Consider the following 26,124-nt stretch of genomic DNA (forward strand, 5'->3'; position numbering starts at 1 on the left):
CACCCCGTTGGCGTAGGCATACGTCAGCACCTTCACCATCATCGCCGGATCAAACGGCTGTCGGCGCCTGCCATCGCCTTCATAGCGGGCATGAAACGCCGTGAGATCCAAGGCGTCCACCGCATCGGAGACGAAGTAGGCCAAATGCTGCTCCGGAAGCCACTCCTTGAGCGACGCGGGCAACAGTAACTGCTGATCGGGATTGTAGGGGCGGTAGGTCGTCGGCATAGCCAATTCTAACGCTGCAGGTTTCTACCGCCCAGGCTCCTAGCCCTTCAGACGTGATTCGCCCGGAGGGCCGGGCTCCTGCGAGGCAGGTGTTTGCCCGGCAGGAGCCTGGCCCTCGGGGCGTTTATGCCTGGGATCAGGGCTGTTTGGTGCCTTCGCGGCAGAAGAAGTAGATCAGGTTGTCGCCGTTCTCGTTCAGGGGGCGGCCCAGGCTGAGATAGCCCGAGCCGGTCAGGGGCCGGGACTCCTGGTGCAGGAACACCACCTCGCCGTTCTGCAGGCGGATGTAGGTGCCGTTGAGGCTCTGATCGATCAGCACGAAGCCGTTGTCTTTGAAGGCGATCCGGGCATGTTCCCGGGAGACGTAGTCCTGGTCCAGTACCAGGTTGCATTGCTGCCGGCGACCGAGGATGAAGGATTCGGGCCGGGGGCTCAGGTTGATGACCTGCTCGCGGTAGTGCAGCAGCAGGTTCCCCAGGTGATGGTCCTGCTCGAGGATCTCGTCGATACCCAGGCGCATACGGCGTTCCACGACCCGGCGGCGGTTCTGGGTCACCCATTCCCCGGTGCTGTCCCGGAAGGGATATTCAGGTCGGCGGCGCCAGTTGCGTCTCTCGCCACGTCTGCGGATATCCATCACTGCCAGCGCCTCGCGAGTGGGGTCGATAGCAAAAGTATAACCAAGCCCGATGCAAAAACGGCATGTGTCTCACTGACTTGGTCGTCATGCCCTTGTCATCTCCTCAACCAATAATGCCCGACCCTGCTGCTTGATCGCTGCCTCCCGACTTCATGGTATTTTGAAAGCATGTGCCCGATGTGTCTGTATGTACTATAGAAACAGTCTGCGTGCGGGGAGTACACTCGGGATCATGAGCATTGAGACACGATCTGGCCAGGACCGTGCCCGGGTGGGTTGTCGTCCATGAGCCTGGCGCAGCTGCCCATGGGGCTGGCGACCCGCTTCCAGGAGCGGGTGAATGTCACGCGTCTGGCGGGCTGGGTGACCGTGTTTCTGATCCTGCTGCTGGCCTATGCCCTGGCCCGACTGACCTGGGCCCTGCTGGCGCCCGCGCCTCTGGTGTTGCCGGCGCCGATGGTGGCGCCGACCCAGGTGGCCGCGGCTGGCAGCGCCGAGTCGCCTGCGGCCTCGGCCCTGGCCCGGGTGGCGGGATTGCACCTGTTCGGCCAGGCCGAGGTGCGTGATGAGGCAGCCGTGGCGGTGCCCGTGGATACGCCGGATACGCGCCTGAATCTCAGTCTCAAGGGTGTGGTGGCCGCTACACCGGTGGAACGGGGTATCGCGCTGATCGCCGATGAACGCGGCAATGAACGGCATTACGCCGTGGGCGCGGAGTTGCCCGGCGGCGCGACCCTGGAGCAGGTGCACGGGGACCGGGTGGTGCTGCGGCGGGCCGGACGTTTCGAACAATTGAGGTTGCCCCGGGACGCGCCCCTGTCCGGCGAGGCGCCGGCGGTCCTGGTGCCGGAGCCCATGGCTCAGCCCGGTAGTCAGCCCGGTTCGATCCCAGAGGCCACCCGTCAGCAGTGGCTTCAAGATCCGCGCACCCTGTTCGACATGGTGCAGGCCCAGCCGGTGATGCAGGATGGTTCGATCCGGGGCTTTGCCATCTCCCCGCGCCGGGACGCGCGGGCGTTCCGCCAGGCGGGTCTGCGTCCGGGGGACGTGGTCACCTCCATCAACGGCGTGACCATCGCTGGCATGACCGATCCGGCGGCGATGATGGAACAGCTGGCCGGCGCCACCGAGCTGCGGCTGGATATCGAACGCAACGGACGTCCGGAGTCCGTGGTCATACAGGTGGGACCGTGACGGTCTCATCCATGCCCCGCTTCGGGGCCGACAAGGTGAGATAACGATGCATTGTTTGCGGGGAGCGGTGTGATGCGCCCATGGCTTGGCCGGGTGGTGATCCTGTTGGCGCTGTGGCTGGCGCAGCCGGCACTGGCCCAGGAAAACGACACCGTGGTGCTGAACTTCAAGGAGGCCGACATCCAGGCCCTGATCAGCATGGTCTCGGAGCAGACCGGCACCAACTTCGTGGTGGATCCCCGGGTACGCGGCCGCGTCACGGTGATCTCCGGCGCGCCGGTGAAGCGCGAGGAGCTCTACCGGATCTTCCTCTCGGTGCTGCGCATCCACGGCTTTGCCGCCGTGCCCGGTGACGGCGTGGTGAAGCTGATACCCGAGGTGCAGGCCAAGCAGACCGAGGTGCCCACGGTCGCGCCGCCGCGCGTCGGTACGGGCGATGAGTACGTCACCCGGGTGATCAAGGTGGACCACGTGGACGCCGCCCAGCTGGTGCCCATCCTGCGTCCCCTGGTGCCCCAGAGCGGCCACCTGGTGGCCTCCGCCGAATCCAACGTGCTGATTGTCTCCGACAGCGCCGCCAATGCCCAGCGCATCGCCGAGCTGGTGGCGCGCATCGACCTGGACGGCCGGGAGGACATGGAGATGATCCCCCTGCGTCACGCCTCCGCCGCCGAGGTGGTGCGCGTGCTCACCAGCCTGCACAGCGGCGAGGGCCGCCGCGGCCAGGTGCAGATGGTGGCCGACGAGCGCACCAACAGCATCCTGCTGGGGGGCGATCCCAAGCGGCGTGTAGCCATCCGCGCCATGATCTCCCACCTGGACACGCGCATCGAGGGCGGGAACGCCCAGGTCATCTATCTGCGCTATGCCAACGCGCCGGACATGGCGGAGGTGCTCAAGGGTCTGGTCGCGGGCATGGATCTTCCGGGCGGCGAGGCCCGGGACGGCCGGGGTCCCGGCGGCGTGAACATCCAGGCCCACGAGAGCACCAACGCCCTGGTGATCAACGGCCCGCCCGACGTGGTGCGCGACCTGCGCGCCGTGATCCAGCAGCTGGACGTGCGCCGCGCCCAGGTGCTGGTGGAGGCGGTGATCGCAGAGGTCTCCTACGACAAGGTCGCCGAACTGGGCGTGCAGTGGGGCGTGGGCAACCCCAACAGCGGCGTGGGGGTGATCAATTTCAATCGCAGCGGCTCGGGCATCATCGGTGTGGCGGGTGGCATCGATGCCTTCCTGCGGGGGGCTGTGGCTACCCCGCCGAACCTCGGCGACGGCGCCTTCCTGGGCGGTATCGGAACCTCCGGCTCCACCACCATCGCCGCCCTGCTGCGCGCCCTGGCCGGGGACTCCTCCAGCAACATCCTCTCCACCCCGAGCCTCATGACGCTGGACAACGAGGAGGCCGAGATCGTGGTGGGCCAGAACGTGCCCTTCATCGCCGGCCGTTCCATCGAGCAGTCGGGCCAGGCCTTCGACACCATCCAGCGTCAGGACGTGGGCGTGAAGCTGCGCATAAAACCCCAGATCAACGAGGGCAATTCCATCCGTCTGGAGATCGAGCAGGAGGTCTCCCAGGTGGCAGCCGGCGCAACCGCCGCCGCGGACCTGGTCACCAACAAGCGCAGCCTGCGCACCATCGTCATGGTGGACGACGGCGAGATGGTGGTGCTGGGTGGACTGATCGACGACGTGCTGGTGCAGACCCAGGACCGGGTGCCCGGCCTGGGTTCCATCCCCGGCGTGGGCCGGCTGTTTCGCTACGACACTGCGCGCAAGGAAAAGCGCAACCTGATGGTGTTCCTGCATCCGGTGATCGTGCGCGACGTCGATACCAACCAACGGCTGACCGAGTCCAAGTATTCCTACATCCGCGCTCAGCAGCTGGACGCCCGCGAGCGGGGCGCGCTGTTCATGTCCCGAGACGTGGCGCCCGTGCTGCCCCCGTGGGAGGAACTGCTGAGCCTGCCGCCGCCCTACGAGGCCGTCAGTGCACCCGCTACGGGCAACACCATCGACGTGAGGCCACCGCCGGCCCGCCCCTGAAAAGTTGCCCTGAACAGACGCACATGAGCAGTCCATCCCCAACCCTGGAGAACGCCGGCCTGACCGGCGAACTGCGCGAGGAACTGGCGGCCCAGATCCCGGGCCCGGAGCAGGGCCTGAGTTTCGGCTTCGCCCGCCGCCACGGCGTGGTCATCCTGCAGGAGACCTTTTCACCCGGCCAGCCGGTGAGCATCGCCTGCAGGCAGGCGGTGAGCAGCCAGACCCTGGCGGAGCTGCGACGGCATCTGGGCTGTCCCCTGCGCATCGAGGCGGTCAGCGACGCGCGCTTCGACGCCCTGCTGCGGGAACGCTACGAGCGCAGCTCCAGCGACGCCATGCAGCTCATGGGCGACATGGGCGAGGAAGACCTGGACAGCGTGGCGCGCAGTCTGTCGGAGCCCGAGGACCTGCTGGAAACCGAGGATGACGCGCCCATCATCCGGCTCATCAACGCCCTGCTCACGGAGGCGGTGAAGGAAAACGCCTCGGACATCCACATCGAGCCCTTCGAGAATCGCCTCACGGTGCGTTTCCGCGTGGACGGCGTGCTGCGCCAGGTACTGGAACCGCCCCGGGTGCTGGCGCCGCTGATCACCTCGCGCATCAAGGTCATGGCGCGCCTGGACATCGCCGAGAAGCGTCTGCCCCAGGACGGACGCATCTCGCTCAAGGTGGCCGGTCGGGCCGTGGACGTGCGTGTCTCCACCCTGCCCTCCGGTCACGGCGAGCGGGTGGTGCTGCGTCTGCTGGACAAGCAGGCCGGGCGCCTGGACCTGGTGCAGCTGGGCATGGATGACCGCACCCTCAAGGTGATGCAGCGCGCCATCCACCGGCCCCACGGCATCATCCTGGTCACCGGCCCCACCGGTTCCGGCAAGACCACCACCCTCTATGCGGTGCTCACCCAGTTGAACGACCGCAGCCGCAACATCCTCACCGTGGAAGACCCCATCGAGTACGATCTCGACGGCATCGGCCAGACCCAGATCAACCCCAAGGTGGAGATGACCTTCGCCCGGGGTCTGCGCGCCATCCTGCGCCAGGACCCGGACGTGGTGATGGTGGGCGAGATCCGCGACCTGGAGACGGTGCAGATCGCCGTGCAGGCCTCGCTGACCGGTCACCTGGTGCTCTCCACCCTGCACACCAACACCGCCGTGGGTGCTATCACCCGTCTGCGGGATATGGGCGTGGAGCCCTTCCTGCTGTCCTCGACCGTCGTGGCGATCCTGGCCCAGCGCCTGGTGCGCGTGCTGTGCGAGCAGTGCAAGGAGCCCTATGCGGCCGGCGAGACCGAGTGCGAGCTGATCGGCCTGGCCAAGGAGCCGCCGCCCACCCTCTATCGCGCCGTGGGTTGTGACCACTGCAACGGCCTCGGCTACCGTGGCCGAACCGGTATCTACGAATTGGTGGAAGTGGACGATGCCCTGCGCAACCTGATCCACGACGGCGCCGGCGAGCAGCAACTGGAACGCCACGCCCGCGCCCACGGCCCCAGCATCCGCGCCGACGGCCGGCGCCGCGTCCTCGCCGGCCAGACCACGGTGGAGGAAGTGCTGCGTGTGACGAAGGAAGACTAGTGGCAAGTCTCAAGTGGCTAGTGGCAAGGAAACTGCTTTCGCGCACAGCGCGAAACCGTGCCTTTTGCTGTGCCTTGCCACTAGCCACTAGCCACTTGCCACTGTATTCAAATGCCCGCATTTGAATACACCGCCCTGAACCCCAAAGGCCGCGAGGTCCGGGGCGTCCTGGAAGGGGACACGCCGCGCCAGGTGCGTCAGCAGCTGCGCGAGGGCGGGCTCACGCCGTTGGAGGTGGAGGAGGTCAAGAGCCGGGAAGGGCGCCGCGTGCGCATGCCGGGTCTGGGCCGTGGCATCAGCGCCATGGACCTGGCCCTGCTCACCCGCCAGCTGGCCACCCTGGTGCGTTCCGGCCTGCCCATCGAGGAGGCCCTGGGCACGGTGGCGCGCCAGAGCGAGAAGCCGCGCATTCGCAGCATGCTCATGGCGGTACGCACCCGGGTGATGGAGGGGCACACCCTGGCCCGGGGCCTGTCCGACTTCCCCCACGTGTTCCCCGACATCTACCGCACCACCGTGGAGGCGGGCGAACAGTCCGGCCACCTGGAGGTGGTGCTGGAGCGTCTGGCCGACTACACGGAAAACCGCCAGCAGATGCGCCAGAAGATCCAGCTGGCCCTGTTCTATCCCGCCATCCTCACCGCCATGGCGCTGCTGGTGACCATCGCCCTGCTGGCCTACGTGGTGCCGGAGGTGGTGCAGGTCTTCGAGGGTATCGGCCAGGAGCTGCCCTGGCTGACCCGCACCCTGATCGCTGTCAGTGACGGCCTGCGGGACTACGGCCTGTGGATGCTGCTCGGCCTGGTGCTGGCCGGCATGGCCGCCGGCTGGCTGCTCAAGAAGCCCGGACCGCGTACCGCCTGGCACCGGATCATCCTGCGCATGCCGCTGGCCGGGCGCATGGCCCGGGGTATGAACACCGCCCGCTTCGCCCGCACCCTGTCCATCCTCTCCGCCAGCGGCGTGTCCGTGCTGGAGGCCCTGCGCATCTCCGCCCAGGTGGTGGCCAGCCTGCCCATGCGCGATGCCATCCAGACCGTGGCCCAGCGGGTGCGCGAGGGCTCCGGCATCGGCAACGCCCTGGAGCGCACCGGCTATTTCCCGCCCATCACCGTGCATCTCATCAAGAGCGGCGAGGCCAGCGGCAGCCTGGACGCCATGCTGGAGCGCGCGGCGGTGAACCAGGAGCGGGAACTGGAATCGCGCATCGGCATGCTCATGGGCATCCTGGAGCCGGTGCTGATCCTGGTCATGGGCCTGGTGGTGCTGGTGATCGTGCTGGCCATCCTGCTGCCCATCTTCGAACTCAACCAGCTGGTGAACTGAACATGGATGGACGTCGTCGCGTGTTTCTGGCAGCACTGTTGGCCCTGGCCGCCTCGGGCTGCCGACTGGATGTCTCCCCTTCTGAGGAGGAGGCGCGCATCCTGCGCATCATCGTCATGCCGACTCCGGAGGGCGGCCTTGACCCAGCCTCGTCGGAGGGCCTCGACCGTCTGTCCAGGGCCGCTGGAACGCAACTGGTCCATGTGCGTCCAATGAGCGGTGGAGGACACGTGCTGGTCACCGCCGAGCCGGTGCCCCTGTCACGGATAGAGGCCATCCTCCAGCGGCTGGCGGCCGATCCCGCCATCGCGTATGCGGAAGAAGACCGCCGCGTCACGCACCAGTCCCCGGAATAGGTCCATGAAGCAAGCGCGCAAGACCTTGGGCATCTTCGCCTTGGCGTTGATCTGCCTGGCTGTCTCGACCGTTCATGCAACCCCCACCGACCGGATCATCATCAAGGTGAGCGAGCCCATGCGTCCGGCTGTGCTGGCCGACGGCGCGCCGGCACCCCGCGCCCGTGAGCGGGTGTCGGCGTTGTCAGTCGCGGTCGGCCACGAGGTGGTCTACCTGCGCGCCATGTCCGGCGGTGCCGACGTGGTGCGGTTGCCTCGTGCCATGCCCCTGGAACAGGTGCAGGCCATGGCCGAGGCCATGGCGCGGTTGCCGGGGGTGGAGTATGCGGAGCCGGATGCGCGAGTTTTCCCAGCGCTGGAGCCGAACGACCCGCTTTATGATGATCCGAATCCGAACGCGCTTAGGCAGTGGTATTTGGATTCTCTCAACAATGAGCCCTATGGCATCAATGCACCCGTAGCATGGGCTGAAACCACCGGTGATGCCGTGGTAGTGGCGGTAGTGGATACGGGTATTCGATTCACCCATGAAGATCTGGTCGGTAAGGTGCTGCCGGGCTATGACTTCGTAAGCGAAGATATTAGTGGGGAATTTTTTACCGCCAATGATGGAGATGGGCGTGATCGTAATGCTACAGATCCAGGCGACTGGGTCACCGAAAGAGAGGTGTCCAGACCGGATTGCCCTGTGGATAAGGCCTACAACAGTTCCTGGCATGGAACTCATGTGGCCGGCATCATCGGGGCAGCTTCAAACAATGGGATAGGTGTGGCGGGAGTAAGTTGGGGGGCAATGGTTCTTCCGGTCAGGGGGCTGGGTAAGTGCGGCGGATATGTCTCAGACATTGCAGATGCAATCCGCTGGGCTGCCGGTGTGGATGATCAGGCCCTCCCACCCAATCCGTATCCCGCCAGGATTATCAATCTGAGTCTCGGCGGCGGGCAATGTACTCAAGAAGAAAGAGGCAGGACATGGCAGCGGGCCATTGATGACGCGTTAGAGCTCGATGTGTTAGTTGTCGCTGCCGCGGGCAATTCTGGCTCGAACTTGGATACAAGCCCCATGGCGCCCGCCAGTTGCAATGGCGTGCTGACTGTGGCAGCAACGGACAGAAACGGGCAAAGGGCTGTTTTCAATTTACAGCAATCGAGTAATTACGGATCAGCTGTTGATGTGGCAGCGCCTGGGATTTCGATACTTTCTACGATTGATTCAGGTACTAAATATCCATCAGCAGATGCCTACGCATTCTACTCCGGAACAAGTATGGCTGCGCCTATTGTGTCTGGCGTCGCAGCACTATTGTTGAGTCGTGCCCCTGATTTGACTCAGCAACAGCTATTCGAGTTGATCACAGATACCAATCATGTGACCCAATTTCCGGAAGGTTCCAGTTGCACGTCAGTAATTTGCGGCTCTGGCATCGTCAATGCTGCCTTGGCCGTTGCTTCGGTCACCGACGCTGAAGGGCGTCCAGGAACGCTGTTCGACTTTGCGCCGCTGGAGGGTGTCGGCAAGTCGCAGATTGTGACCTCTGCAGAGGTGGTAGTGAACATTGCCGGGGATCCCTTGCAGATCAGCGTGCAGGGTGGAGAGTACAGTCTCGAAGGATGCGACGGAAGTTTCACCACGGCAGATGGAACTGTGTCCGATGGTGATAGTCTCTGTTTGCGTCACACAGCATCTGCCCTCCCTGATCATCCTGCCGCCACCTTGGTGACCGTAGGCAATTACCGAGCTGCATTCGTGAGCATGACGGGTCCGGCGAACACCGATCCGGATCCGTTGACCGACTTTCTGCCCAAGGCTGGGGTTGATCCAGCTGTGTGGGTTGTCTCTGAGCCTGTGACTATCACTGGTATCGATGCTCCCGCCCGGGTGAGTGTTGTGGGTGGGCAGTACAGCCTGGGTTGTGTGACTGCGGGCTATACGACGGAACCGGGTTATGTGGCACCTGATGGCGACATTTGTGTGCGTCACCGGTCAGCCGCTACGGGGGAGACTTTGACGGTCACCACCGTGACCGTGGGCAGCCAGAGTGCGGAATTGACGAGTACCACACGTGCCGTCAGCAGTGGTGGCGGTGGTGGTGTGCTCTCGTTCTGGCTGTTCGGAATCTTGTTTGCTTATACGGGTCTGTGTGTTCGGCGTAGCAGAAGGTATCCCCCCGCGGCCACCCCCGCCAGCGCCCCGTAAAGATGCGCCTCCACGATCACCGCGCCGCCGATGAGTTGCGCGATGCCGGGGTCCTGGCCGGTGGACTGCTCCCAGGCGAGCTTGGCGATCAGGCCGAGCAGCAGCAGGCCCAGGCAGGGCTGGCGCTTTAAACCAGCCAGGGCGCCGGCCGCCAACAGGCCGTGCAGGATGCCGGACAGGCCCACGTACCAAGCCACCGTAGGTGAAAAGGCCAGCAGTCCCAGGTTCACGCCCGCCCCGCAGATCAGCACCGTCAGCCACCATTGTGCCGGCGAGAGGTTGCGGGCAAGGATGAACCAGATGAGGGTGAGCCCAGCTAGATTCATGGCGAGATGAATCCAGCCCAGGTGCATGAGCTGGCCGGTGACCAGCCGCCAGGGCTGTTCCAGCCAGAGTCCCCGCTCCAGCCGCAGGGCCTCCAGGCCGCCGAAGGCCTGGGCCAGCAGGGCGGCCAGGGCCAGCGTGAGAGGCAGCGCCCAGCGTGCCAGGCGCGGTTTTGCCGGGTTGTTCATGCAGCCGCCATGACAAAGTGTCAGACTATCGAAACAGGAACGAACGAGGTAGTGATCGAATCATGAACTACAGCATCGCACACAAACCCCGCCGCATGGGCGGCTTCACCCTCATCGAGGTCATGGTGGTTGTCGTGATCCTCGGCATTCTGGCCGCCATCGTGGTGCCGCGCATCATGGACCGGCCCGACGAGGCCCGTATCGCCAAGGCGCGCAACGACATTCGCACCCTGGAACAGGCCCTGAACCTCTACCGGCTGGACAACTTCCGCTATCCCACCACCGAGCAGGGCCTGCGCGCCCTGGTGGAACGGCCAACCACGTCGCCCGAGCCTCGCAACTGGCGTGCCGGCGGCTACCTGGACCGCCTGCCCATGGATCCCTGGGGCAACCCCTACGAATACGCCCATCCCGGTCGCCATGGCGAGATCGACATCTACAGCCTCGGCGCGGACGGCCGTCCCGGTGGTGATGGCGCGGATGCCGACATCGGCAACTGGAACATCAACTGATCCGTGATCCCCTTGCCCGCCCATCGGCCCGTGCTGCGCACACCGCAGCGGGGCTTCACCCTCATCGAGGTGATGGTGGTGGTGTTCATCATCGGCATCATGGCCAGCTTCGCGGTGATCAGCATGGGCGGGGGCGGGCAGGACCGGGTGGTGGAGCAGGAGGCCCGCCGGGTCACCGCACTGCTTGAACTGGTGCGCGACGAGGGCATCCTCACCGCCCGGGAACAGGCCCTGGGTTTCACCGAATACGCCTACGTGTTCTTGCGACGTTACCGGGTCGGCGACCGGACCTACGAATGGCTGCCCGTGGAGGACGATCAGACCCTGCGCCGGCGGGACCTGGAAGACTTAGGGATCTCCTTCGCCCTGTATGTGGAAGGCACCCGGGTCAGCCTGCCGCGGCAAGCCGAGAATCCTGGCGCGCAGATCATCATCGGACCCAGCGGCGAGATGACCGCCTTCGAACTGGAGATCATCACCGAGGGGGCGCGGCAGGCCTCGTGGGTGGTGCGCGGCCTGCCCGGCGGGCGCATCGAACTGCGCCGGGGCGCTCGTACATGATCCTTTGCCCTGGCCCGAGACGCCCGCGCGGACAGCGCGGCTTCACCCTGCTGGAAGTCCTGGTGGCGGTGGTCATCCTGGCGGTGGCCATGGGCGCACTCATCAAGGTGGGCAGCGAGAATGCCGCCAACGCCGCCTACCTGCGCGACCGCACGCACGCCCACTGGGTGGGCATGAATGTGCTCACCCGCTACCGCATCGGCATGGAGCCCCGCCAGTTGGGCAGTCGGGAAGGGGCGAGCGAGATGGGCGAGCGCACCTGGTACTGGCGGGCCACCCTCAGCGAGGCCAGCGTGGACGTGGAAGGTTTCACCCTGGGCGGCCTGCTGAGGGTGGAGGTGGAGGTGCGCGATCGGGATGACCGCGACCGGGAGCCGTTGGCCAGGGTGGTGGGGTTCATTTTATGAACCAGCGGCAAGGCGCTTCAAAGGCCAATGGGCAGGTCGGCTTTACGCTGCTGGAGCTGCTGGTGGCCATGGCGGTGTTTGCGGTGGTGGCGATGATGGCCTACGGGGGGCTGAGCGCGGTGCTGGATTCCCGCCAGCATACGGACCGGGCCTCGCGCAGCCTGAACGAGCTGCAGATGGCCTTCACCCTGCTGGGGCGGGACTTCGAGCAGGTGGTGGCCCGGCCGGTGCGCGATCAATTCGGCGACCCGATGGCGCCCCTGCGCTTCAGCCCCTTCAGCGATCAGCCGCGCCTGGAACTGGTGCGCGCCGGGGGTGCCTTCGGCGCCCACCGGGTGGCCTGGGAGATCCGCGAGGACCGTCTCTACCGGCTCACCTGGACGGTGCTCGACGGTGCCGATCCCGCCGAACCCCAGGGGCGGATGCCCTTGATGGGCGAGGCGAGTGCCGAGGGGGAAGAGCCCGTACAGGGCGTGCGTGCCTGGACCCTGCGTTTTCACTACGTGGATGAGACCGGCCAGTTCGCCGTGGCCGAGACCTGGCCCCTGGAGATCAATCCCCTGGCACCCGAGGCCCTGCCCCGTGCGGTGGAGCTGACGCTGGAACGCCAGGACGGCCAGCAGCTGACCCGCTGGTTCGCGCTGCCATGAGAACCGCACCGCGTCGGCAACGGGGCGTGGCCCTGATCACCGCGCTGCTGGTGGTGGTGCTGGCCACCCTGGCGGCGGTGGCCATGGTGGCACGCCAGCACCTGGACATCCGCCGCGCGGGCAACATGCTGGGCCAGGATCAGGCCTACCTCATCGCGCTGGCCGCCGAGGGCTATGCCCTGCGCCTGCTGTCCTCGGATGACCGCGACTTGCCCTGGGAGGGTTGTATCTCTCCCCCCCTGTGGGTGACCCTTGAAGAGGCGCAGATGGAGATCTGGCTCGAGGACATGCACTGCCGGTTCAACCTCAACAACCTGGCGGCGCGGGACGATGCGGCGGCCAATGGTTTCATCCGACTGCTGGAGGGTGTGCGCTCCCGGACCCCGGACCTGTCCCTGGACCCGGAGGGACTCACCGCGGCGGTGCGCGACTGGATGAATCCGGAGACCGATGATCCGTACTATCGGCTGGCGACGCCGCCGTACCTGAGCGCGAACCGCCCGATGATCGTGGCCGCGGAACTGCGCCGGGTGCAGGGCATGAACAATGAACTCTGGCAGGCCTTGTCGCCCTACGTCACCGCCCTGCCCGCCACCGGCACCACCATGAACCTGGAGTTCGCCGAAGAGGTGCTGCAGGACGCGTTCCCGGATCGTGGCGAGGTGGTGGCCTCGCGGTTCTTCCGCCTGGGCGTGCATGCGGAACTGGGCGGGCGGCGCTTCCTGCTGTGCAGCCTGCTGGACACCGGCAACATCAGCGTGGTGTGGCGCAGCCAGTCGATGTGTGAAGATTGAAGGAAGGCGCAGAGGCAAGATACAAGATGCAAGAGACAAGAAATCGTGGGTCGGGCTGAAGCCCGACCTACGAGTCTGATGGCATGGAGAAGGATGTATTGGGGATGCGTATGTCCAACATCACATGCTCGAACTTACGAAAAGCGGTCCTCTCACAGTGACACGGAGACACGGGGAATGCGCAATGATGGATCTTACTCCGTGTCCCCGTGCCTCCGTGAGAGAATAGGTTTTCGATTCACTCGTAGCAATTCGAAGTCAGTGATCGATGTAATCATCTGGACGAGCAATATGAATCGGTGCGCATTGCCATGAACCAACAGACCCTGTTGCTGCGCCTGCCCGAAGGGGACGGGGCTGCACAGTTCGTGCTGCGGGATGCCGCGGGTGCGATCCGCGAGGCGGGGCAGGATAGCCTCGCCGCTCTGGCAGAGCGCGCCAAGGGTCAGACCGTGGTGGCGCTTGCGCCCGGCCCCGAGGTCCTGCTCACCCGCGCACGGGTGCCGGCGCGCAATCCCCGCGCCCTGGCCCGGGCGCTGCCCTATGCCCTGGAAGACCAGCTGGCCGGCGACGTGGACAGCCTGCACTGCGTGCCGGGTGCGCGCCTGCCGGATGACAGCATCAGCGTGGCCGTGGTGTCCTGCAGCCAGATGGACCAGTGGCGCGAGCAGCTGCGCGAGGCCGGACTCGATCCCCGATCCCTGGTGCCGGAGACGGCGCTCCTGCCCGCCCATGGCGAGGGCTGGCTGCTGTGGCTGGAGCATGACTCGGCCTGGCTCAGCACGGGGCCGGGGGAGGGCATGGCCCTGGACCGTGACAACGCCGCCCTGCTGGTGCGGCTGCGCCTGGAGGAGACCGACGAGGAGGCACGTCCCGCTCAGCTGGAAGTGGTGCGCCATGGCCCGGCCCGGGACACCGACCAGGGACTGGAGGCACTCGAAGGACTGACCCTGCAATGGCGCGACAGCGAGGCGACCCTGCTCGAGGAGATCGCCCGACAGCTGCCGGCCAAGCTGCCCTTCAACCTGCTCACCGGGCCCTACAGCCGGCGTGAGCAGCTGGGCCGGCTGTGGCGCCCCTGGCGCGCGGCCGCTGCGGTGCTGGCGGCCTGGGCCCTGGTCCAGGTGGCGCTGGTGGTGGTGGACATCCAGCGCATGGAGCGCGAGCGCGCCGCCCTGGACGCGCAGATGCGCGAGATCTACGAGACAGCCGTACCCGGCGGTCGCGCCGGTGGTGACCCCCGCCGCCAGCTGGAGAGCGCCCTGGCCGGCCGAGGCCGCGAGGCGGGTGCAACCGGACCGGAGGACCTGGGCGAGATCCTGGCGCACACCGCCACGGTCCTGACCCGGCTGTCGGGGTTGAGCATCCAGAGCCTGCGCTACCGCCCCGGTCAGATGGAACTGGACCTGCAGCTGGACAGCCTGCAGAGCCTGGACCGTCTCAAGCAGGAACTGGAGGCTGATGCGGCCTGGGCGGTGGAGATCCAGTCCGCCAGTGCCCGTGATGATGGCGTGGAAAGCCGCATCCAGATCCGGAGGGTTGGCTCATGAAGGCCTGGTGGGAAGGTTTGACCCAGAGGGATCGCCGCATCCTGATGGTGGGCGGAGCGCTGCTGTGCCTCCTGTTGCCCTACATGCTCATCTGGCAGCCGCTCCATGACCGTGCCGAGCGCCTGGAGCGCACCCTGGTCGCGCAGCGGGCGGACGCGAGCTGGATGCAGCAGGCCGCCGCGCAGCTGCGCGCCACGGCAGCGACAGGTCGCACCGCGACGCCCGCCGGCCAGTCCCTGCTCGGCCTGATCGACCGCACCGTGCGCGAGGGTCAACTCGGCGGTACCGTGCGCCGCGTTCAGCCGGAGGGTGCCAACACCGTGCGCGTCTGGCTGGAGGACGCACCCTTTGATGAACTGATGATTTGGCTGGGCACCCTGGAGACCCGCCACGGCATCCGCGCCACCAGCCTGGTGGTGGATCGCCAGGCGGCACCGGGGCGTGTCAATGCGAGGCTCACCCTGGAAGGGTGAGTGGAAGTGGGAAGTGGGAAGGAAAACATGTTCGACGTGGGTCGGGCTTCAGCCCGACTTGCGGTGTGGTTCGGAGCCACCGCTGTGTCGGGCTGAAGCCCGACCCACGATTCAACACCTGTCGCCTGACACCTCCCGCCCCCCCCTTACGAACAACTGAGACATCCGATTTGAAAACCGAACGCACCCACAAGCGCCGCTGGCTGCTTTGGCTCATCATCGGGCTGCTGGCCTACGGCTTGTTTCTGCTGACCCTGCTGCCGGCGGGACTCGCTTGGGATCAGGCTCGTGCAAGGGGCATGGTGCCGGCGGGCGTGGAAGTGCAGGGCATCACGGGCACCCTGTGGAACGGCACGGCCGCGCGCGCCGTGCTGCCCGGTGGCCTGCAGGTGAACGATCTGCAGTGGCGTGCCACGTTCTCCAGCCTGCTGGCCATGCGCCTGGGCTGGGATCTGGAGGCACGACCCCAGGGTGGTCGCGTGTCCGCACACGTGGCCGTGGGGCCCGGCACGGTGGTGCTGGCGGGGGTGCGGGGTGATATGCCCGCCGCGCCGGTGGTGGCGCCCTTCATGACCTGGCCGGTGCGGGTGAACGGCCGGCTGGTGCTGGATCTGGAGCGCCTGCAGCTGGCCTACAGCGGCCAGGTGCGTGAGGCCCGCGGCGTGCTGGGCTGGATCGATGCCGCGGCCGGCATGCCCGAGCCGCTGCCCCTGGGCGATCTGCGCGCCGAGATCTCTGATACCGGCGAGGGCGGTCTGCGTCTCAGCATCCAGGACCAGGGCGGCCCGCTGATCGCCGAGGGGGTCGCCGAGATCTCCGTCGCCAGTGGCTACCGGGTGGAAGGTGTGGCCGGCACTCGCGACGGCGCCCATCCCAACATCGGCCAGGCCCTGCGCATGATCGGCAACCCGGGGCGTGACGGGCGTGTGCCGGTGCGCTTCTCCGGCAGGCTTTAAATCGAATCGTCACGAAAAGGATAGATCGCCTTGTGTGACAGGATTCCCGATTCATCGAACTTCCACAGACCTTAAATCCTCACGTCGTATTCACGCCCTAGAGTTCCCGCCTGCAACCCAACCCATCCATGGTTCAGGCAAAGGGAGCCCTACCGTGAACGACAAGACCGAACTGCTGCACGCCACCGACGGGGACGAGATCCCCAGCAACACCTCCAATAATCCCCTGTTCGCCGACATCCTCGCGCGTCGTATGTCCCGCCGCGACGTGATGCGCGGCGGCATCGCCGCCGCCGTGGCCGGCGTGTTCGCCGGCACCGGCGCCAGTGCCCTGGCCGCCCCCGGTTTCCTGCCGCCCCAGGCCCAGGCCCGTGCGCCATTCGGCCTGAAGGGTGAACTGGGCTTTGAGCCAGTACCGGTGTCCATCGCCGATACCACCGTCGTGCCTCCCGGTTACACCGCCAAGCCCTTCCTGCCTTGGGGCACGCCCATCTGCGGCGATTACCCCGAGTACCTGGACGGTGGTCTGAATACCGGTGCCGACCAGGAATGTCAGATCGGCAGTCATCATGACGGCATTCACTTCTTCCCTCTCGGTGAAGGTGACGAGGCCAACCGCCACGGTCTGATCTGCATGAACCATGAGTATATCGATCAGCCCAAGATGCACCCCAACGGTCCCACCCTGGTGGGTGGTGTGCGCGTAATCGAGGATGAGGTGCGCAAGGAGGTGGCCGCCCACGGCGTGTCCATCGTGGAAGTGCGCGAAGTGGCCCACGGCGACTGGGAAGTGGTGAAGGGCAAGTACAACCGGCGTATCACCGCTAGCACCCCCATGAAGATCAGTGGCCCGGTGCGCGGCTCCGACCTGGTGAAGACCAAGTACAGCCCCGACGGCACCATGACCCGCGGCACCCTCAACAACTGCGCCCATGGGTTCACCCCCTGGGGCACCTACCTCACCTGCGAGGAGAACTGGGCCGGCTACTTCGCCAACCGTACCGGTCGCCCCCGTGAGCACGCCCGCTACGGTGTGGCCACCGGCAACAGCCGCTACCGCTGGGATACCGTCACCCACATCGACGAGTACGCCCGTTTCGACGCCTCCGTGAAGGGCAACAGCGCCACTGAGGACTACCGCAACGAACCCAACGGCCAGGGCTGGATCGTGGAGATCGATCCCTTCGATCCCACCAGCACCCCGGTCAAGCGCACCGCCCTGGGCCGCTTCGCCCACGAGGGCGTGGTGTTCGCCCCCGTGCAGAACGGCCAGCCCCTGACCTTCTATGCCGGTGACGATGCCCGCAATGAGTACATCTACAAGTTCGTCACCGAGGCCCGCTACCAGCCCGGCCGCACCAAGGGGGATATCCTGGACAAGGGTACCCTGTACGTGGCCGTGTTCAACGATGATGGCACCGGTGAATGGCGCGCCCTGGACATCAAGGACAAGGCCTTCCGCGATGCCGCGGCCGCCGCCGGTGTGGAATTCAAGGATCAGGCCGACGTTCTGGTGAACACCCGCTTGGCCGCTGACGTGGTGGGTGCCACCAAGATGGACCGTCCCGAGTGGGGTGCCGTGCATCCCCAGACCAACGAGGTCTATTTCACCCTGACCAACAACTCCACCCGTGGTGGCGCAACCAACCCTGTGGATGCGGCCAACCCCCGCGCCAACAGCGCCTTCGGTCACATCATCCGCTGGCGTGAGCAGGGCAACCGCCCCTGGGCCCTGCGCTTCAACTGGGACATCTTCGTCCTGGCTGGTCCGGTGGAAGACAGCCGCAAGCTGGATGGCGAACCCCTGGACGAAACCAACATCTTCGCCAGCCCGGATGGCCTGTGGATCGACTACAACGGTGTGATGTGGATCCAGACGGACATGGGCGGTGGTCAGCAGCGTGCGGAGCAGGATCGCTTCGGCAACAACCAGATGCTGGCGGCCAATCCCTACACCGGCGAGATCCGCCGCTTCTTCGTCGGCCCGCTGGGCCAGGAAGTGACCGGCTGTATCACCACGCCCGACAACCGCACCATGTTCATCAACATCCAGCACCCGGGCGAAGGCGGCGAGTCCTTCCCGCAGCTGGCCTCCAACTGGCCCGACGGCGGCAACGCCCGCGCTCGCTCCGCCACCGTGATCATCACCAAGGACGACGGTGGTGTGATCGGCAGCTGATTACGGATGAAATCGAAGGGGCAGGGATGCCCGGTCTTTCCATCTCCTCCGATTGTCTCGGCCCGCCTCGTGCGGGCCGTTTTTTTGAAGGTGCAAGGGGAATGATGCGTAGGCCGGATAAGGCGCAGCCGCATCCGGCTCGTGCCAAGGCCAAGGTCATTGGCGGATGCGCTGCGCTTATCCGCTCAACGTGAGTGCAGGTCAGGGTCTGGGAGTTGCAGATGAAGTCTCCAGTGGATTGCCGCTATGATGGGCCATCGTTTGAAACCGGAACGGGATCGGAATGCACATTGACGGCTTGAGGGTGTATGGAAGGGTATGGCTGACGGCCATGCTGGTCAGTGTCCTGCTTGCCGGCTGCGCAACACAGGGCGTGCGTCCCGGCGATGACGATGCGGCAGCCTACCGGGCGGTCTCCGAGGCCGTGGCGGCCAGCGACTGCGGTGCCGCGCGCCAGGCCCTGCAAACCATGCAGGCGCAATTCCCGAACAGCCCTCGCCTGCCCGATGCCCGGCTGGAAACCGCCTACGCCTGCCTGAGCGGAGGCGATCTTGCCGAAGCCGAGGAACTGGTCATCACCTACCTCGAGCAGAGCCCGGGGCATGCCTCGGAGGAGTACGGCCGGTATCTGCACGCCCTGGTCGCCTATGCCCGCTGGAAGGAATTGCCAGCGGATACGCCGGCGGTACGTTCCGCAGCCCAGGCGCGCCAGGCCTTCGGTCGCATCCGGGTGCTGGTGGGCCGGTATCCACAAACGGCCTATGCCAGTGATCTGCGCATGATGCTGACGGACCTGCGTGAAGGGCTGGCGCGCCTGGAGCTGGAGGCCATCGCCACCGACCTGCAGGCAGGCCGCCACCAGGCGGTGATCTCCCGGGCCAACTACGTCCTCAACCACTACGCCGCCACCGAGTCCGCGCCCTTCGCACTGGCCGCGCTGATCAATGCCCACCGGGCCCGGGGCGAGGAGGCGGCCGCCCGGACACACCTGTATCGACTGGAGTCGGACTGGCCGGGGCACCCGGTGCTGCAGACGCTGCAATAGCCGCCGATCCGCCCCTCCCCGCGCAGGCGCTTGCCGTACACGGGGGCGGGGTCATTTGCATTCGGGCAACGGTCGGGGCAGGCTGGTCCACCGACTTTTCACCGATCCATGGTCATGTTTCCACGTCCGTACCAGTCCACCCTGCTGTGCGCCGCGCTGAGCCTGCCGCTGACCCTGGCGGCCGAGACCCAGCGTCTGGAACCGCTCACTGTCACGGCCCCCCGCCTGGAACGTCCCTGGCTCGATACCCCCGCCGCCCTGAGCGTGCTGGAACGTGAAGACCTGGAGCAGGCCCGCCAGGGCCTGCAGCTGGACGAGTCCCTGGTGCGCATCCCCGGCGTCACGGCCCAGAACCGCTACAACTTCGCCCAGGATCTGCGTGTCTCCATGCGCGGCTTCGGCGCCCGATCCGCCTTCGGCATCCGCGGCGTGAAGCTGCTGGTGGACGGCATCCCCGAGACCACCACCGACGGCCAGAGCCAGGTGGATGCCATCGACCTCACCGCTCTGGAACGCATCGAGGTGATCCGCGGCCCGTCCTCGGTGCTCCACGGCAACGCCACCGGCGGCGTACTGGACATCACCACCCGATCGGGTCCGCCCGAGACCTTCCTGCAGCCGCGCCTCGAGGCGGGCAGCGACGGCTACCGGCGCATCGGCGCGCAGGCGGGCGGGCAGGCCGAGGCCCTCGCCTGGCACGTGAGCGGCTGGGACTTCGCCATGGACGGCTACCGGGACCACAGCGTCGCGGAGAAGCGCCTGCTGCATTCGCGCCTTGACTGGGACCTCGCTGCGGGGCACCGCCTGACGGCGCTCGCCACGTTTCTGGACGCCCCGCGTACCGATGATCCGGGTGCGCTCACCGCCACAGAAGTGGCCATGGATCGCCGCATGGCCAACCCCAATGCCCTGCGTTTCGATGCCGGGCAGTCTGTGACCCAGGAGCGCCTTGGTCTGGTCTATCGAGGTGATCTATCTGAGGGTGAGCAGATGCAGGCGCGGGTGTTTCACACCTGGCGGAACTTTGATAACCGCTTGCCTTTTGGTCCAGCGATTGGAGCCCGAGATGGCATGGTCAGTTACGACCGTGTGTTCTACGGCGCCGGTGTCCAGTACACCCGGGAAAACCACCTGGGTAGTCTGCCCGGCCGCATGACCCTGGGGCTGGACCTGGAGCGCCAGCAGGATGACCGGCGCCGCTTCCAAAACCTGCAAGGGGTGCGTGGCGACCTGACCTTCGAGCAGCGCGAAACGGCCGAGGCCGCCGGTGTGTTTGTGCAGCAGGAGGTCGATCTCACGGAGCGCCTGCAGACCACCCTGGGCCTGCGGCGCGATCGGGTGCGCTTCGCCGTGGACGATCAATTCCTGAACGACGGCGATGATTCGGGAAGCCGCACGTTCCAGGAAACCAGCCAGTACGTAGGCCTGAGCTACGCCTGGCATCCGCAGCATCGCATCTACGGCGCCTTCGGCACCGCCTTCGAGACGCCCACCTTCACCGAATATGCCAACCCGGCGGGCGGCGGCTTCAACCCCGCGATCAAGCCACAGCAGGCGCGCAACTTGGAGCTGGGCTTTAAGGGATTCGCGGGTGCGCTGCAGTACGACCTGGCCGTGTTCCGGGTGGACGTGCGTGACGAGCTGGTGCCCTACGAGCTGGAAGGCGACGGGCGCACCTACTACGAGAACGCCGGACGCACCCGGCGCCAGGGCCTAGAGGCGGGCCTGAGTTGGTTCGCCTCACCGCAGTGGACGTTCACCGGAGCGTGGACGTATTCGGATTTCACCTTCAGGGAATTCGAGGTCAATGACGTGGACCTGGCAGGACGTGAGCTGCCCGCCATCCCCCGCCAGCAGCTGTTCCTGGAGGCCGCCTGGCGCCCGGGGCGGGACTACTACATCCTCGACATGCTGGCCCTGGACCGCCAGTACGCGGACAACGCCAACACCGAGCGGGTGTCGGGGACGGCGATCTTCAACGCCCGCGCCGGCTGGGTGTTCCGTCAGGACGGTTGGGACGTGGAAACCTTTGTCGCAGTGAACAACCTTTTCGATCAGGGCTATTTCGCCAACATCCGGCCCAACGCGGCCTTTGGACGCTATTACGAGCCAGCGCCGGGCAGAAACTTCTTCGTCGGCCTGCACGTGACCCGGCGCTAGCTGTGGCGAGTAGGTTGGACTGAGTGCAGCGATGTCCAACAGGGCAGCAACGATGAACGCCCTGTTGGGGTTCGTGCCTCACCCCAAGCTACCTGATCCGCATGCGGACCGAGGTCGCGGTTGGCGGGCTCGCCTGTTCGCGGCGGGGTCGCCGCTCCTAAGCGGGTGCTGGTTTAGGCCGGACAAGCGCAGCGCATCCGACGAACGGTGCAGGGAAATGCCGGATGCGGCTTGTGCCTTATCCGGCCTACGTGAGCTGCCTGAGTAGGAGGCCCGACCCCGGGCCGAACCGCCGCGCCGGGACCGGCCCCGCCCAGCCGTGATAAGCTCTCCCGCACTCCGGGCAGCCTGCCTGACACCGATTCACCGATCACACCCGAGGAATGACCAGATGTGGATTCGCAACGCTTCCCTGTCCCTGATCCTGTTGATTGCCCTGGCATGGCTGGCGGGCTGCTCGTCGCCGTCCAATGAGGAGGCCGGCGCGCAAGGCGTCTCCGGCGGCGCGGAGCAGTCCGCCGTGCAGGTGGACGATCCCGAGGTCCAGGCGGTGGTCGACGCCTGGCTGGAGCGCCTGGATGCCGGCGACCACGAGGCCACCTGGGCGATGGCGGGCAGCCTGTTCAAGGCCGAACTGACCGCCGAACAGTGGGGCGAAGCCATGGCCGCGATGCGCGAGAACATGGGCGCCGTGACCCAGCGCCGGTTGCACGAGTACACCGTCGAGACCATCATGCCCGGCGTGCCGGAAGGCCGCTACGCGATGTTCGAATACCGTTCCGTGTTCGAGAAGCAGGACCAGGGCGCGGAGCTGGTGGTCTGCGCCCGTGAAGAGAGCGAATGGCGGGTGGTGGGCTATTTCGTGCAGTGAGGGTGTTTAATCGTGAGGGGTGAGGGGTGAGGAGAGAGGGGTGAGGGGTGAGGTGTCCTGAGCGCAAACCCCTTCTCCCTGATGGGGCTACCCCGAGTAAAAACCCGCTTCCCATCAGGTAGAGCGCCACCCCAAGTAAAAAATGCCCTCCCCATCAGGGGGAGGGCCAGGGTGGGGGTGGTTTCACGCCTATCTCCTAACCCCTCACCCCTCACGCCATTCAATTCGGCGGCCCACCCGGCCCGATATCCTTGTCCTTGGCGATCAGATACACCCCGCCGGCCGCCATGGCCATCCACAGGACCAGGGACCAGGCGCCCATCATCTCCCACAGATGCCCCATGAACAGCAGCATCACGGCGGCAAGGCCCAGGATCACGTTGCCCAGGATGAAGTGAAGGCGTTTCGGGTCGTTTGGCGTCTGCATCGACTTTCGCTGGTTAAAAATGTGACGGAAGTATATCAAGCCTTGAGCAACACATTTCACCCCGGCGGGCAATGACTTGTTGTCAGCGATATCGCTTGGGCAGCTCGGCTGAAGGCCGGTCCAGGTGATAGCCCTGGGCCATGTCCACGCCGAACTCGCGCAGCATGGCGAGTGTCTCGGCATCCTCCACGAACTCCGCCACCGTGAGCTTGTCCAGTCCCTTGGCCACGTCGATCATGGCCTTGACGAAGGCCTGGTTGTCCCGGTTGTTGGGCAGGTCTCGGATGAACATGCCGTCGATCTTGAGGATCTGCACGCCGAGGTATTTCAGGTAGGCAAAGGTGGAGAAGCCTGAGCCGAAGTCGTCGAGACCGATCAGGCAGCCGGCCTGGTGCAGGGCCTCGATGAAGCGCTGGGCGTCCTGCATCTCGGAGACAGCAGCGGTCTCGGTCAGTTCCACGATCAGGCGCCTGGGCTCCACGTCGTGGCGCTTGAGCAGGTCCTGGATGTACTGGGGCAGGCCGGGCTCGTCGAAGCTGCGCCCGGAGACGTTAACGGCCAGGGCGGGCAGGTCGGGGTGGCCAGCCAGGATCTCGATGCTCTGGCGCAGCACCCAGCGGTCGATCTCCAGGATCTGGCCGGTCTTCTCCGCCACGGGGATGAACTGACCGGGCATGATGAGGCGCTCGCCGTCGGCGGGGTCGCGCATGCGCACCAGGGTCTCCAGGTGACTCAGTGCGCCATCGGCGGTGGTGTAGATGCCCTGGAAGTGCAGTTCCAGGGTTTCCTGCTGCAGGGCCTGGTCGATGCGTCCGCGCCAGGTCATGCGCGCCATCATGGCCTCGGAATGGTTGCGGCTCGCGTCGTACAGGGACCAGGTGTTCTTGCCGTTGCCCTTGGCCTGGTACATGGCGGTGTCCGCATGGGCCACCAGGTCCTCCACGTTGTCGCCATGCTCGGGGAACAGGGCGATGCCGATGCTGGCGGTCAGGCGCAGGTTGCTGCCCCGGAACCGGAACGGGATGGCGGAGATGGCGTGGGCGATCCGCTCGGCCAGTTGCAGGGAATCGCTTGGCCCCTGGATTTCCGCGAGCAGGGCGAACTCGTCGCCGCCCAGGCGCGCGAACACCTCGCCCGAGCGGACCAGGCTCGAGACCTCGCCGGCGGCGCGCACCAGCACGGTGTCGCCGGCCCGGTGGCCGAAGCTGTCATTGATGTACTTGAACTCGTCCAGGTCGAAGTACAGCAGGGCAAAGCGGCCGTTGTTGCGCTGGGCGCTGCTGATCATGCGTTCCAGGTGTTCCTGGAAGCGATGGCGGTTGTACAGGCCGGTGAGGGCGTCGTGCTGGGCCAGGTAGATGAGCTGCTGGGCGGTCTGGCGTTCGTGTGTGATGTCCTCGTAGATCCACAGCCGGCCGATGACGCGGCCGTCAGGGTCGGCCACCGGGTAGGAGAGCTGGGTCAGCACACGGCCGTCGTAGAGGTCCACCTCGAAGCGCTCGCTGATCTCGTGGGTGTCGAGGACGTGCAGGATGTGCCTGGAGGCATGATCGGGCCGGGCGAAGCGGTGAGTGGAGTGCTCCAGGACCTCGCGGCTGGGTCGACCGATGAGTTCCACCTGCTCGCCGATGGCCCACATGCGCCGGAAGGCCGGGTTGACGTACTCCACCTGGCCGTCACTGTCCTCGAACAGGATGCCGATGCTCATGCCCGAGAGCAGGGCCGCCATGCGGCTCTGCTCTCGCCGGGTGATGGCCAGCAGTTCCTTCTGGCGCTTTTCCGATGCCTGCAGGTCGGCGAGGGCCTTGAGCAGTGATTTTTCCTGTTCCTTGCGCTGGGTGATGTCCCGGGTGATGGCCACGTAGCGGGGGCGTTCGTCGGGGAGGGCAATGTGCTGCAGAGAGACCTCCACCTGCACGTCCCTGCCATCCCGGGTGCGGTGCAGGGTCTCGAATATCAGCCGTTCACGCTCGCCGGTGTGCAGTGCCTCGATGAAACGACGGAATCGTGGTTCGGGGTACTCCGGCTTGATGTCATAGGGATGCAGGGTGAGCAGTTCTTCCGGGCTGTGACCCATCTGCTGTGCCGCGCCCTGGTTGACGTAGATGAACTCCAGGGTCTCGGCGTCGAACATGAATACGGCGTCCTGGGTCAGGTCCAGAGTGCGCTTGAAGGCCTCCAGGGCCGTGCGCTGACGCCGCAGGTCTTCGCTGACCTCCACCAGCTTGCTGGCGTCGATCACGTGTCCCTGCAGGAACAGCAGGTTGCCCTGCTCGTCATAGATGCCCTGGCCGCGCTCCTGGACCCAGCGCGGTGTGCCGCTGCGTGTGATGATGCGGTAGGACAGCAGGAAGGGGCGTTTCTCGCTGAGCGCCTGCTGCACCTGTTGCCAGACCGGTCCCCTGTCCTCGGGGTGGGTCATTGAGCCCAGGGTGATCACGTCGGGCTTCTGAAAGTCCTCGACCCGGTAGCCGCTCAGCTCCTCGACATTGCCGGCCAGGTAGACCAGGGACCAGTCCGGGTCGTTCTTGCAGCGGTAGATAAGGCCGTCGATGGTGCCGAGCACCTTGAGCAGGTCCTCGTTGCTGCTGGCGCCGGCCTGCCGCACCAGGGCCATCAGTGCGATGGCCGCGGTAATGGCGCACAGGGTACGCAGCGATTGCACGGGCAGGCCGGTGGCGGACAGGAAGTCCCACTGGGTGGGCAGCCATTGGGGCAGGCCCTGGGGCGAGACGGAGAGAAAGGGCGTCAGCAGACCATAGGCCAGCAGGGCCCCCGCCAGCGCGCCGATCCAGTAGGGTCGGTTGCGCTGGCGGCTGCTCTCGTCGATCCGCCCGGGGACGGGCTTGTGGTGCCTCAGCAGGGCGACACCCGCCAGCAGCGCGCCGGGGAAGCCGATGAAATAGCGTGCGCCGGCGGCCATGGCCTCGAGCCGCTGCTCCGCAACGAGGGTCAGGGCCAGCATGGCCAGCACGGCTGCACCGTGTACCAGGCGCGGATCCAGCCAGGGGGTGGGGTGCCGGTCCGCCATGCAGCGACGGCCGAATTCCAGCAGCGGGACGTAGGAGACGATCAGCAGCAGTTGGGCGAATTGCTGCAGCCCGAGCGAGGCGCCCTCCTGCAGCCGGGCCCACTCCACGAACTCCAGGGTGCCGTGCAGGATGCCGAAGGCCGCCAGCCAGGGCAGGTGGCGGGCAAATCCCAGGCGGGTGTCCTGGCGGGGCAGGAGGTAGGCGGTGACACCGAGGACAAAGAAGGACAGGCCGTAGACCTGGTAGATCACGCCGAGGTGGGACTCCACCCAGCCGTTCACACGGGACTCCTTGATGACACGCAGATGCCGCCCATGGGAATGGCGGGGCCTGCAAGGCACCGAAGATGCTTAGTCAAGGGCGTTGCGGGGCGGCGTATTGGCTTGAGGCAGTGCATAGGTGTCTCGGTCTTTGTAGGTCGAGGTTATGCC

At 66.1% G+C, this 26,124-nt stretch carries 22 protein-coding genes and 1 pseudogene; 18 read left to right on the plus strand and 5 right to left on the minus strand.

The genetic code is table 11. The annotated features are described in order from the left end of the window. Both D580_RS15565 and D580_RS0112610 read right to left on the minus strand, forming a co-directional pair. Nucleotides 1–228, minus strand: a pseudogene (locus D580_RS15565) (IS5/IS1182 family transposase); the annotation flags it as partial. Between the two features lie 136 nt (nucleotides 229–364). Then, nucleotides 365–865, minus strand: a complete 501-nt coding sequence (locus D580_RS0112610) for an FHA domain-containing protein (protein ID WP_018954733.1) — start codon at nucleotides 863–865, stop codon at nucleotides 365–367. Between the two features lie 288 nt (nucleotides 866–1,153). Here D580_RS0112610 and gspC point away from each other — a divergent pair, with 288 nt between their 5' ends. From gspC to D580_RS16340, 6 genes are all read left to right on the plus strand, one after another. Beyond that, complete coding sequence (gspC, locus tag D580_RS0112615) at nucleotides 1,154–2,062, plus strand: type II secretion system protein GspC (RefSeq protein ID WP_018954734.1); 909 nt, start codon at nucleotides 1,154–1,156, stop codon at nucleotides 2,060–2,062. A gap of 72 nt (nucleotides 2,063–2,134) precedes the next feature. After that, on the plus strand, nucleotides 2,135–4,105 hold the full coding sequence (gspD, locus tag D580_RS0112620) for a type II secretion system secretin GspD (protein WP_018954735.1): 1,971 nt from the start codon (nucleotides 2,135–2,137) through the stop codon (nucleotides 4,103–4,105). A 23-nt stretch (nucleotides 4,106–4,128) separates the two neighbouring features. Continuing rightward, nucleotides 4,129–5,685, plus strand: a complete 1,557-nt coding sequence (gene gspE, locus D580_RS0112625; RefSeq protein ID WP_018954736.1) for a type II secretion system ATPase GspE — start codon at nucleotides 4,129–4,131, stop codon at nucleotides 5,683–5,685. Nucleotides 5,686–5,796: 111 nt separating this feature from the next. Beyond that, nucleotides 5,797–7,011: a type II secretion system inner membrane protein GspF gene (gene gspF / locus D580_RS0112630; protein ID WP_018954737.1), complete on the plus strand. Its 1,215-nt coding sequence runs from the start codon at nucleotides 5,797–5,799 to the stop codon at nucleotides 7,009–7,011. 2 nt (nucleotides 7,012–7,013) lie between these two features. Next, nucleotides 7,014–7,367: a hypothetical protein gene (locus D580_RS0112635; protein ID WP_018954738.1), complete on the plus strand. Its 354-nt coding sequence runs from the start codon at nucleotides 7,014–7,016 to the stop codon at nucleotides 7,365–7,367. A gap of 4 nt (nucleotides 7,368–7,371) precedes the next feature. After that, entirely contained in the window at nucleotides 7,372–9,564 is a 2,193-nt protein-coding gene (locus D580_RS16340) for a S8 family peptidase (protein WP_196799747.1), read from the plus strand. On the opposite strand, the gene rrtA is transcribed toward D580_RS16340, so the two are convergent. Then, on the minus strand, nucleotides 9,495–10,076 hold the full coding sequence (gene rrtA, locus D580_RS0112645) for a rhombosortase (RefSeq protein ID WP_018954740.1): 582 nt from the start codon (nucleotides 10,074–10,076) through the stop codon (nucleotides 9,495–9,497). The two genes, D580_RS16340 and rrtA, sit on opposite strands and share 70 nt — an antisense overlap. Before the next feature lie 62 nt (nucleotides 10,077–10,138). Here rrtA and gspG point away from each other — a divergent pair, with 62 nt between their 5' ends. The 12 genes from gspG to D580_RS0112705 all read left to right on the plus strand — a co-directional run bounded on the left by gspG (nucleotide 10,139) and on the right by D580_RS0112705 (nucleotide 22,234). Beyond that, on the plus strand, nucleotides 10,139–10,588 hold the full coding sequence (gene gspG / locus D580_RS0112650; protein ID WP_018954741.1) for a type II secretion system major pseudopilin GspG: 450 nt from the start codon (nucleotides 10,139–10,141) through the stop codon (nucleotides 10,586–10,588). A 3-nt stretch (nucleotides 10,589–10,591) separates the two neighbouring features. Next, a complete protein-coding gene (gene gspH / locus D580_RS0112655) occupies nucleotides 10,592–11,149 on the plus strand; it encodes a type II secretion system minor pseudopilin GspH (protein ID WP_026289961.1) in 558 nt (185 codons plus the stop codon). Beyond that, on the plus strand, nucleotides 11,146–11,556 hold the full coding sequence (gene gspI / locus D580_RS0112660; RefSeq protein ID WP_018954743.1) for a type II secretion system minor pseudopilin GspI: 411 nt from the start codon (nucleotides 11,146–11,148) through the stop codon (nucleotides 11,554–11,556). The genes gspH and gspI overlap by 4 nt, the downstream gene beginning before the upstream one ends. Continuing rightward, nucleotides 11,553–12,206 carry a type II secretion system minor pseudopilin GspJ gene (gene gspJ / locus D580_RS0112665; protein WP_018954744.1) on the plus strand — a complete coding sequence of 218 codons (654 nt, stop codon included), beginning with the start codon at nucleotides 11,553–11,555 and terminating at the stop codon, nucleotides 12,204–12,206. The genes gspI and gspJ overlap by 4 nt, the downstream gene beginning before the upstream one ends. Next, a complete protein-coding gene (gspK, locus tag D580_RS0112670) occupies nucleotides 12,203–13,000 on the plus strand; it encodes a type II secretion system minor pseudopilin GspK (RefSeq protein WP_026289962.1) in 798 nt (265 codons plus the stop codon). The genes gspJ and gspK overlap by 4 nt, the downstream gene beginning before the upstream one ends. A 311-nt stretch (nucleotides 13,001–13,311) precedes the next feature. Beyond that, nucleotides 13,312–14,550: a type II secretion system protein GspL gene (gspL, locus tag D580_RS0112675; protein WP_018954746.1), complete on the plus strand. Its 1,239-nt coding sequence runs from the start codon at nucleotides 13,312–13,314 to the stop codon at nucleotides 14,548–14,550. Next, nucleotides 14,547–15,023, plus strand: coding sequence for a type II secretion system protein GspM (gspM, locus tag D580_RS0112680; protein ID WP_018954747.1), 477 nt, complete (start codon nucleotides 14,547–14,549; stop codon nucleotides 15,021–15,023). Before gspL ends, gspM begins: the two co-directional genes overlap by 4 nt. Before the next feature lie 170 nt (nucleotides 15,024–15,193). Continuing rightward, a complete protein-coding gene (locus tag D580_RS0112685; protein WP_018954748.1) occupies nucleotides 15,194–15,979 on the plus strand; it encodes a type II secretion system protein N in 786 nt (261 codons plus the stop codon). Between the two features lie 154 nt (nucleotides 15,980–16,133). Beyond that, nucleotides 16,134–18,158, plus strand: coding sequence for a PhoX family protein (locus tag D580_RS0112690; protein ID WP_018954749.1), 2,025 nt, complete (start codon nucleotides 16,134–16,136; stop codon nucleotides 18,156–18,158). A gap of 283 nt (nucleotides 18,159–18,441) precedes the next feature. Then, nucleotides 18,442–19,203 (plus strand): outer membrane protein assembly factor BamD, encoded by a 762-nt coding sequence (locus tag D580_RS0112695; RefSeq protein WP_269208103.1) that lies wholly within the window; start codon nucleotides 18,442–18,444, stop codon nucleotides 19,201–19,203. Nucleotides 19,204–19,317: 114 nt separating this feature from the next. Beyond that, complete coding sequence (locus D580_RS0112700; protein WP_231363556.1) at nucleotides 19,318–21,363, plus strand: TonB-dependent receptor family protein; 2,046 nt, start codon at nucleotides 19,318–19,320, stop codon at nucleotides 21,361–21,363. 391 nt (nucleotides 21,364–21,754) lie between these two features. Continuing rightward, complete coding sequence (locus D580_RS0112705) at nucleotides 21,755–22,234, plus strand: DUF4019 domain-containing protein (RefSeq protein WP_018954752.1); 480 nt, start codon at nucleotides 21,755–21,757, stop codon at nucleotides 22,232–22,234. Between the two features lie 220 nt (nucleotides 22,235–22,454). Here the strand turns inward: D580_RS0112705 and D580_RS0112710 are convergent, their stop codons facing one another. Both D580_RS0112710 and D580_RS0112715 read right to left on the minus strand, forming a co-directional pair. Further along, on the minus strand, nucleotides 22,455–22,661 hold the full coding sequence (locus tag D580_RS0112710; RefSeq protein ID WP_018954753.1) for a hypothetical protein: 207 nt from the start codon (nucleotides 22,659–22,661) through the stop codon (nucleotides 22,455–22,457). An 82-nt stretch (nucleotides 22,662–22,743) separates the two neighbouring features. Next, a complete protein-coding gene (locus D580_RS0112715; protein ID WP_018954754.1) occupies nucleotides 22,744–25,974 on the minus strand; it encodes an EAL and GGDEF domain-containing protein in 3,231 nt (1,076 codons plus the stop codon). Nucleotides 25,975–26,124: the final 150 nt, after the last annotated feature.

Source organism: Thioalkalivibrio sulfidiphilus (assembly GCF_000377945.1).
GTDB lineage: Bacteria > Pseudomonadota > Gammaproteobacteria > Ectothiorhodospirales > Ectothiorhodospiraceae > Thioalkalivibrio_A > Thioalkalivibrio_A sulfidiphilus_A.

What these genes read in the sequence shown, in the direction of transcription:
- D580_RS0112610 (WP_018954733.1), bottom strand. Translation starts at nt 865, where the DNA reads ATGGATATCCGCAGACGTGGCGAGAGACGCAACTGGCGCCGCCGACCT.
- gspC (WP_018954734.1), top strand. Translation starts at nt 1,154, where the DNA reads ATGAGCCTGGCGCAGCTGCCCATGGGGCTGGCGACCCGCTTCCAGGAG.
- gspD (WP_018954735.1), top strand. Translation starts at nt 2,135, where the DNA reads ATGCGCCCATGGCTTGGCCGGGTGGTGATCCTGTTGGCGCTGTGGCTG.
- gspE (WP_018954736.1), top strand. Translation starts at nt 4,129, where the DNA reads ATGAGCAGTCCATCCCCAACCCTGGAGAACGCCGGCCTGACCGGCGAA.
- gspF (WP_018954737.1), top strand. Translation starts at nt 5,797, where the DNA reads ATGCCCGCATTTGAATACACCGCCCTGAACCCCAAAGGCCGCGAGGTC.
- D580_RS0112635 (WP_018954738.1), top strand. Translation starts at nt 7,014, where the DNA reads ATGGATGGACGTCGTCGCGTGTTTCTGGCAGCACTGTTGGCCCTGGCC.
- D580_RS16340 (WP_196799747.1), top strand. Translation starts at nt 7,372, where the DNA reads ATGAAGCAAGCGCGCAAGACCTTGGGCATCTTCGCCTTGGCGTTGATC.
- rrtA (WP_018954740.1), bottom strand. Translation starts at nt 10,076, where the DNA reads ATGAACAACCCGGCAAAACCGCGCCTGGCACGCTGGGCGCTGCCTCTC.
- gspG (WP_018954741.1), top strand. Translation starts at nt 10,139, where the DNA reads ATGAACTACAGCATCGCACACAAACCCCGCCGCATGGGCGGCTTCACC.
- gspI (WP_018954743.1), top strand. Translation starts at nt 11,146, where the DNA reads ATGATCCTTTGCCCTGGCCCGAGACGCCCGCGCGGACAGCGCGGCTTC.
- gspJ (WP_018954744.1), top strand. Translation starts at nt 11,553, where the DNA reads ATGAACCAGCGGCAAGGCGCTTCAAAGGCCAATGGGCAGGTCGGCTTT.
- gspK (WP_026289962.1), top strand. Translation starts at nt 12,203, where the DNA reads ATGAGAACCGCACCGCGTCGGCAACGGGGCGTGGCCCTGATCACCGCG.
- gspL (WP_018954746.1), top strand. Translation starts at nt 13,312, where the DNA reads ATGAACCAACAGACCCTGTTGCTGCGCCTGCCCGAAGGGGACGGGGCT.
- gspM (WP_018954747.1), top strand. Translation starts at nt 14,547, where the DNA reads ATGAAGGCCTGGTGGGAAGGTTTGACCCAGAGGGATCGCCGCATCCTG.
- D580_RS0112695 (WP_269208103.1), top strand. Translation starts at nt 18,442, where the DNA reads ATGCACATTGACGGCTTGAGGGTGTATGGAAGGGTATGGCTGACGGCC.
- D580_RS0112700 (WP_231363556.1), top strand. Translation starts at nt 19,318, where the DNA reads ATGTTTCCACGTCCGTACCAGTCCACCCTGCTGTGCGCCGCGCTGAGC.
- D580_RS0112705 (WP_018954752.1), top strand. Translation starts at nt 21,755, where the DNA reads ATGTGGATTCGCAACGCTTCCCTGTCCCTGATCCTGTTGATTGCCCTG.
- D580_RS0112710 (WP_018954753.1), bottom strand. Translation starts at nt 22,661, where the DNA reads ATGCAGACGCCAAACGACCCGAAACGCCTTCACTTCATCCTGGGCAAC.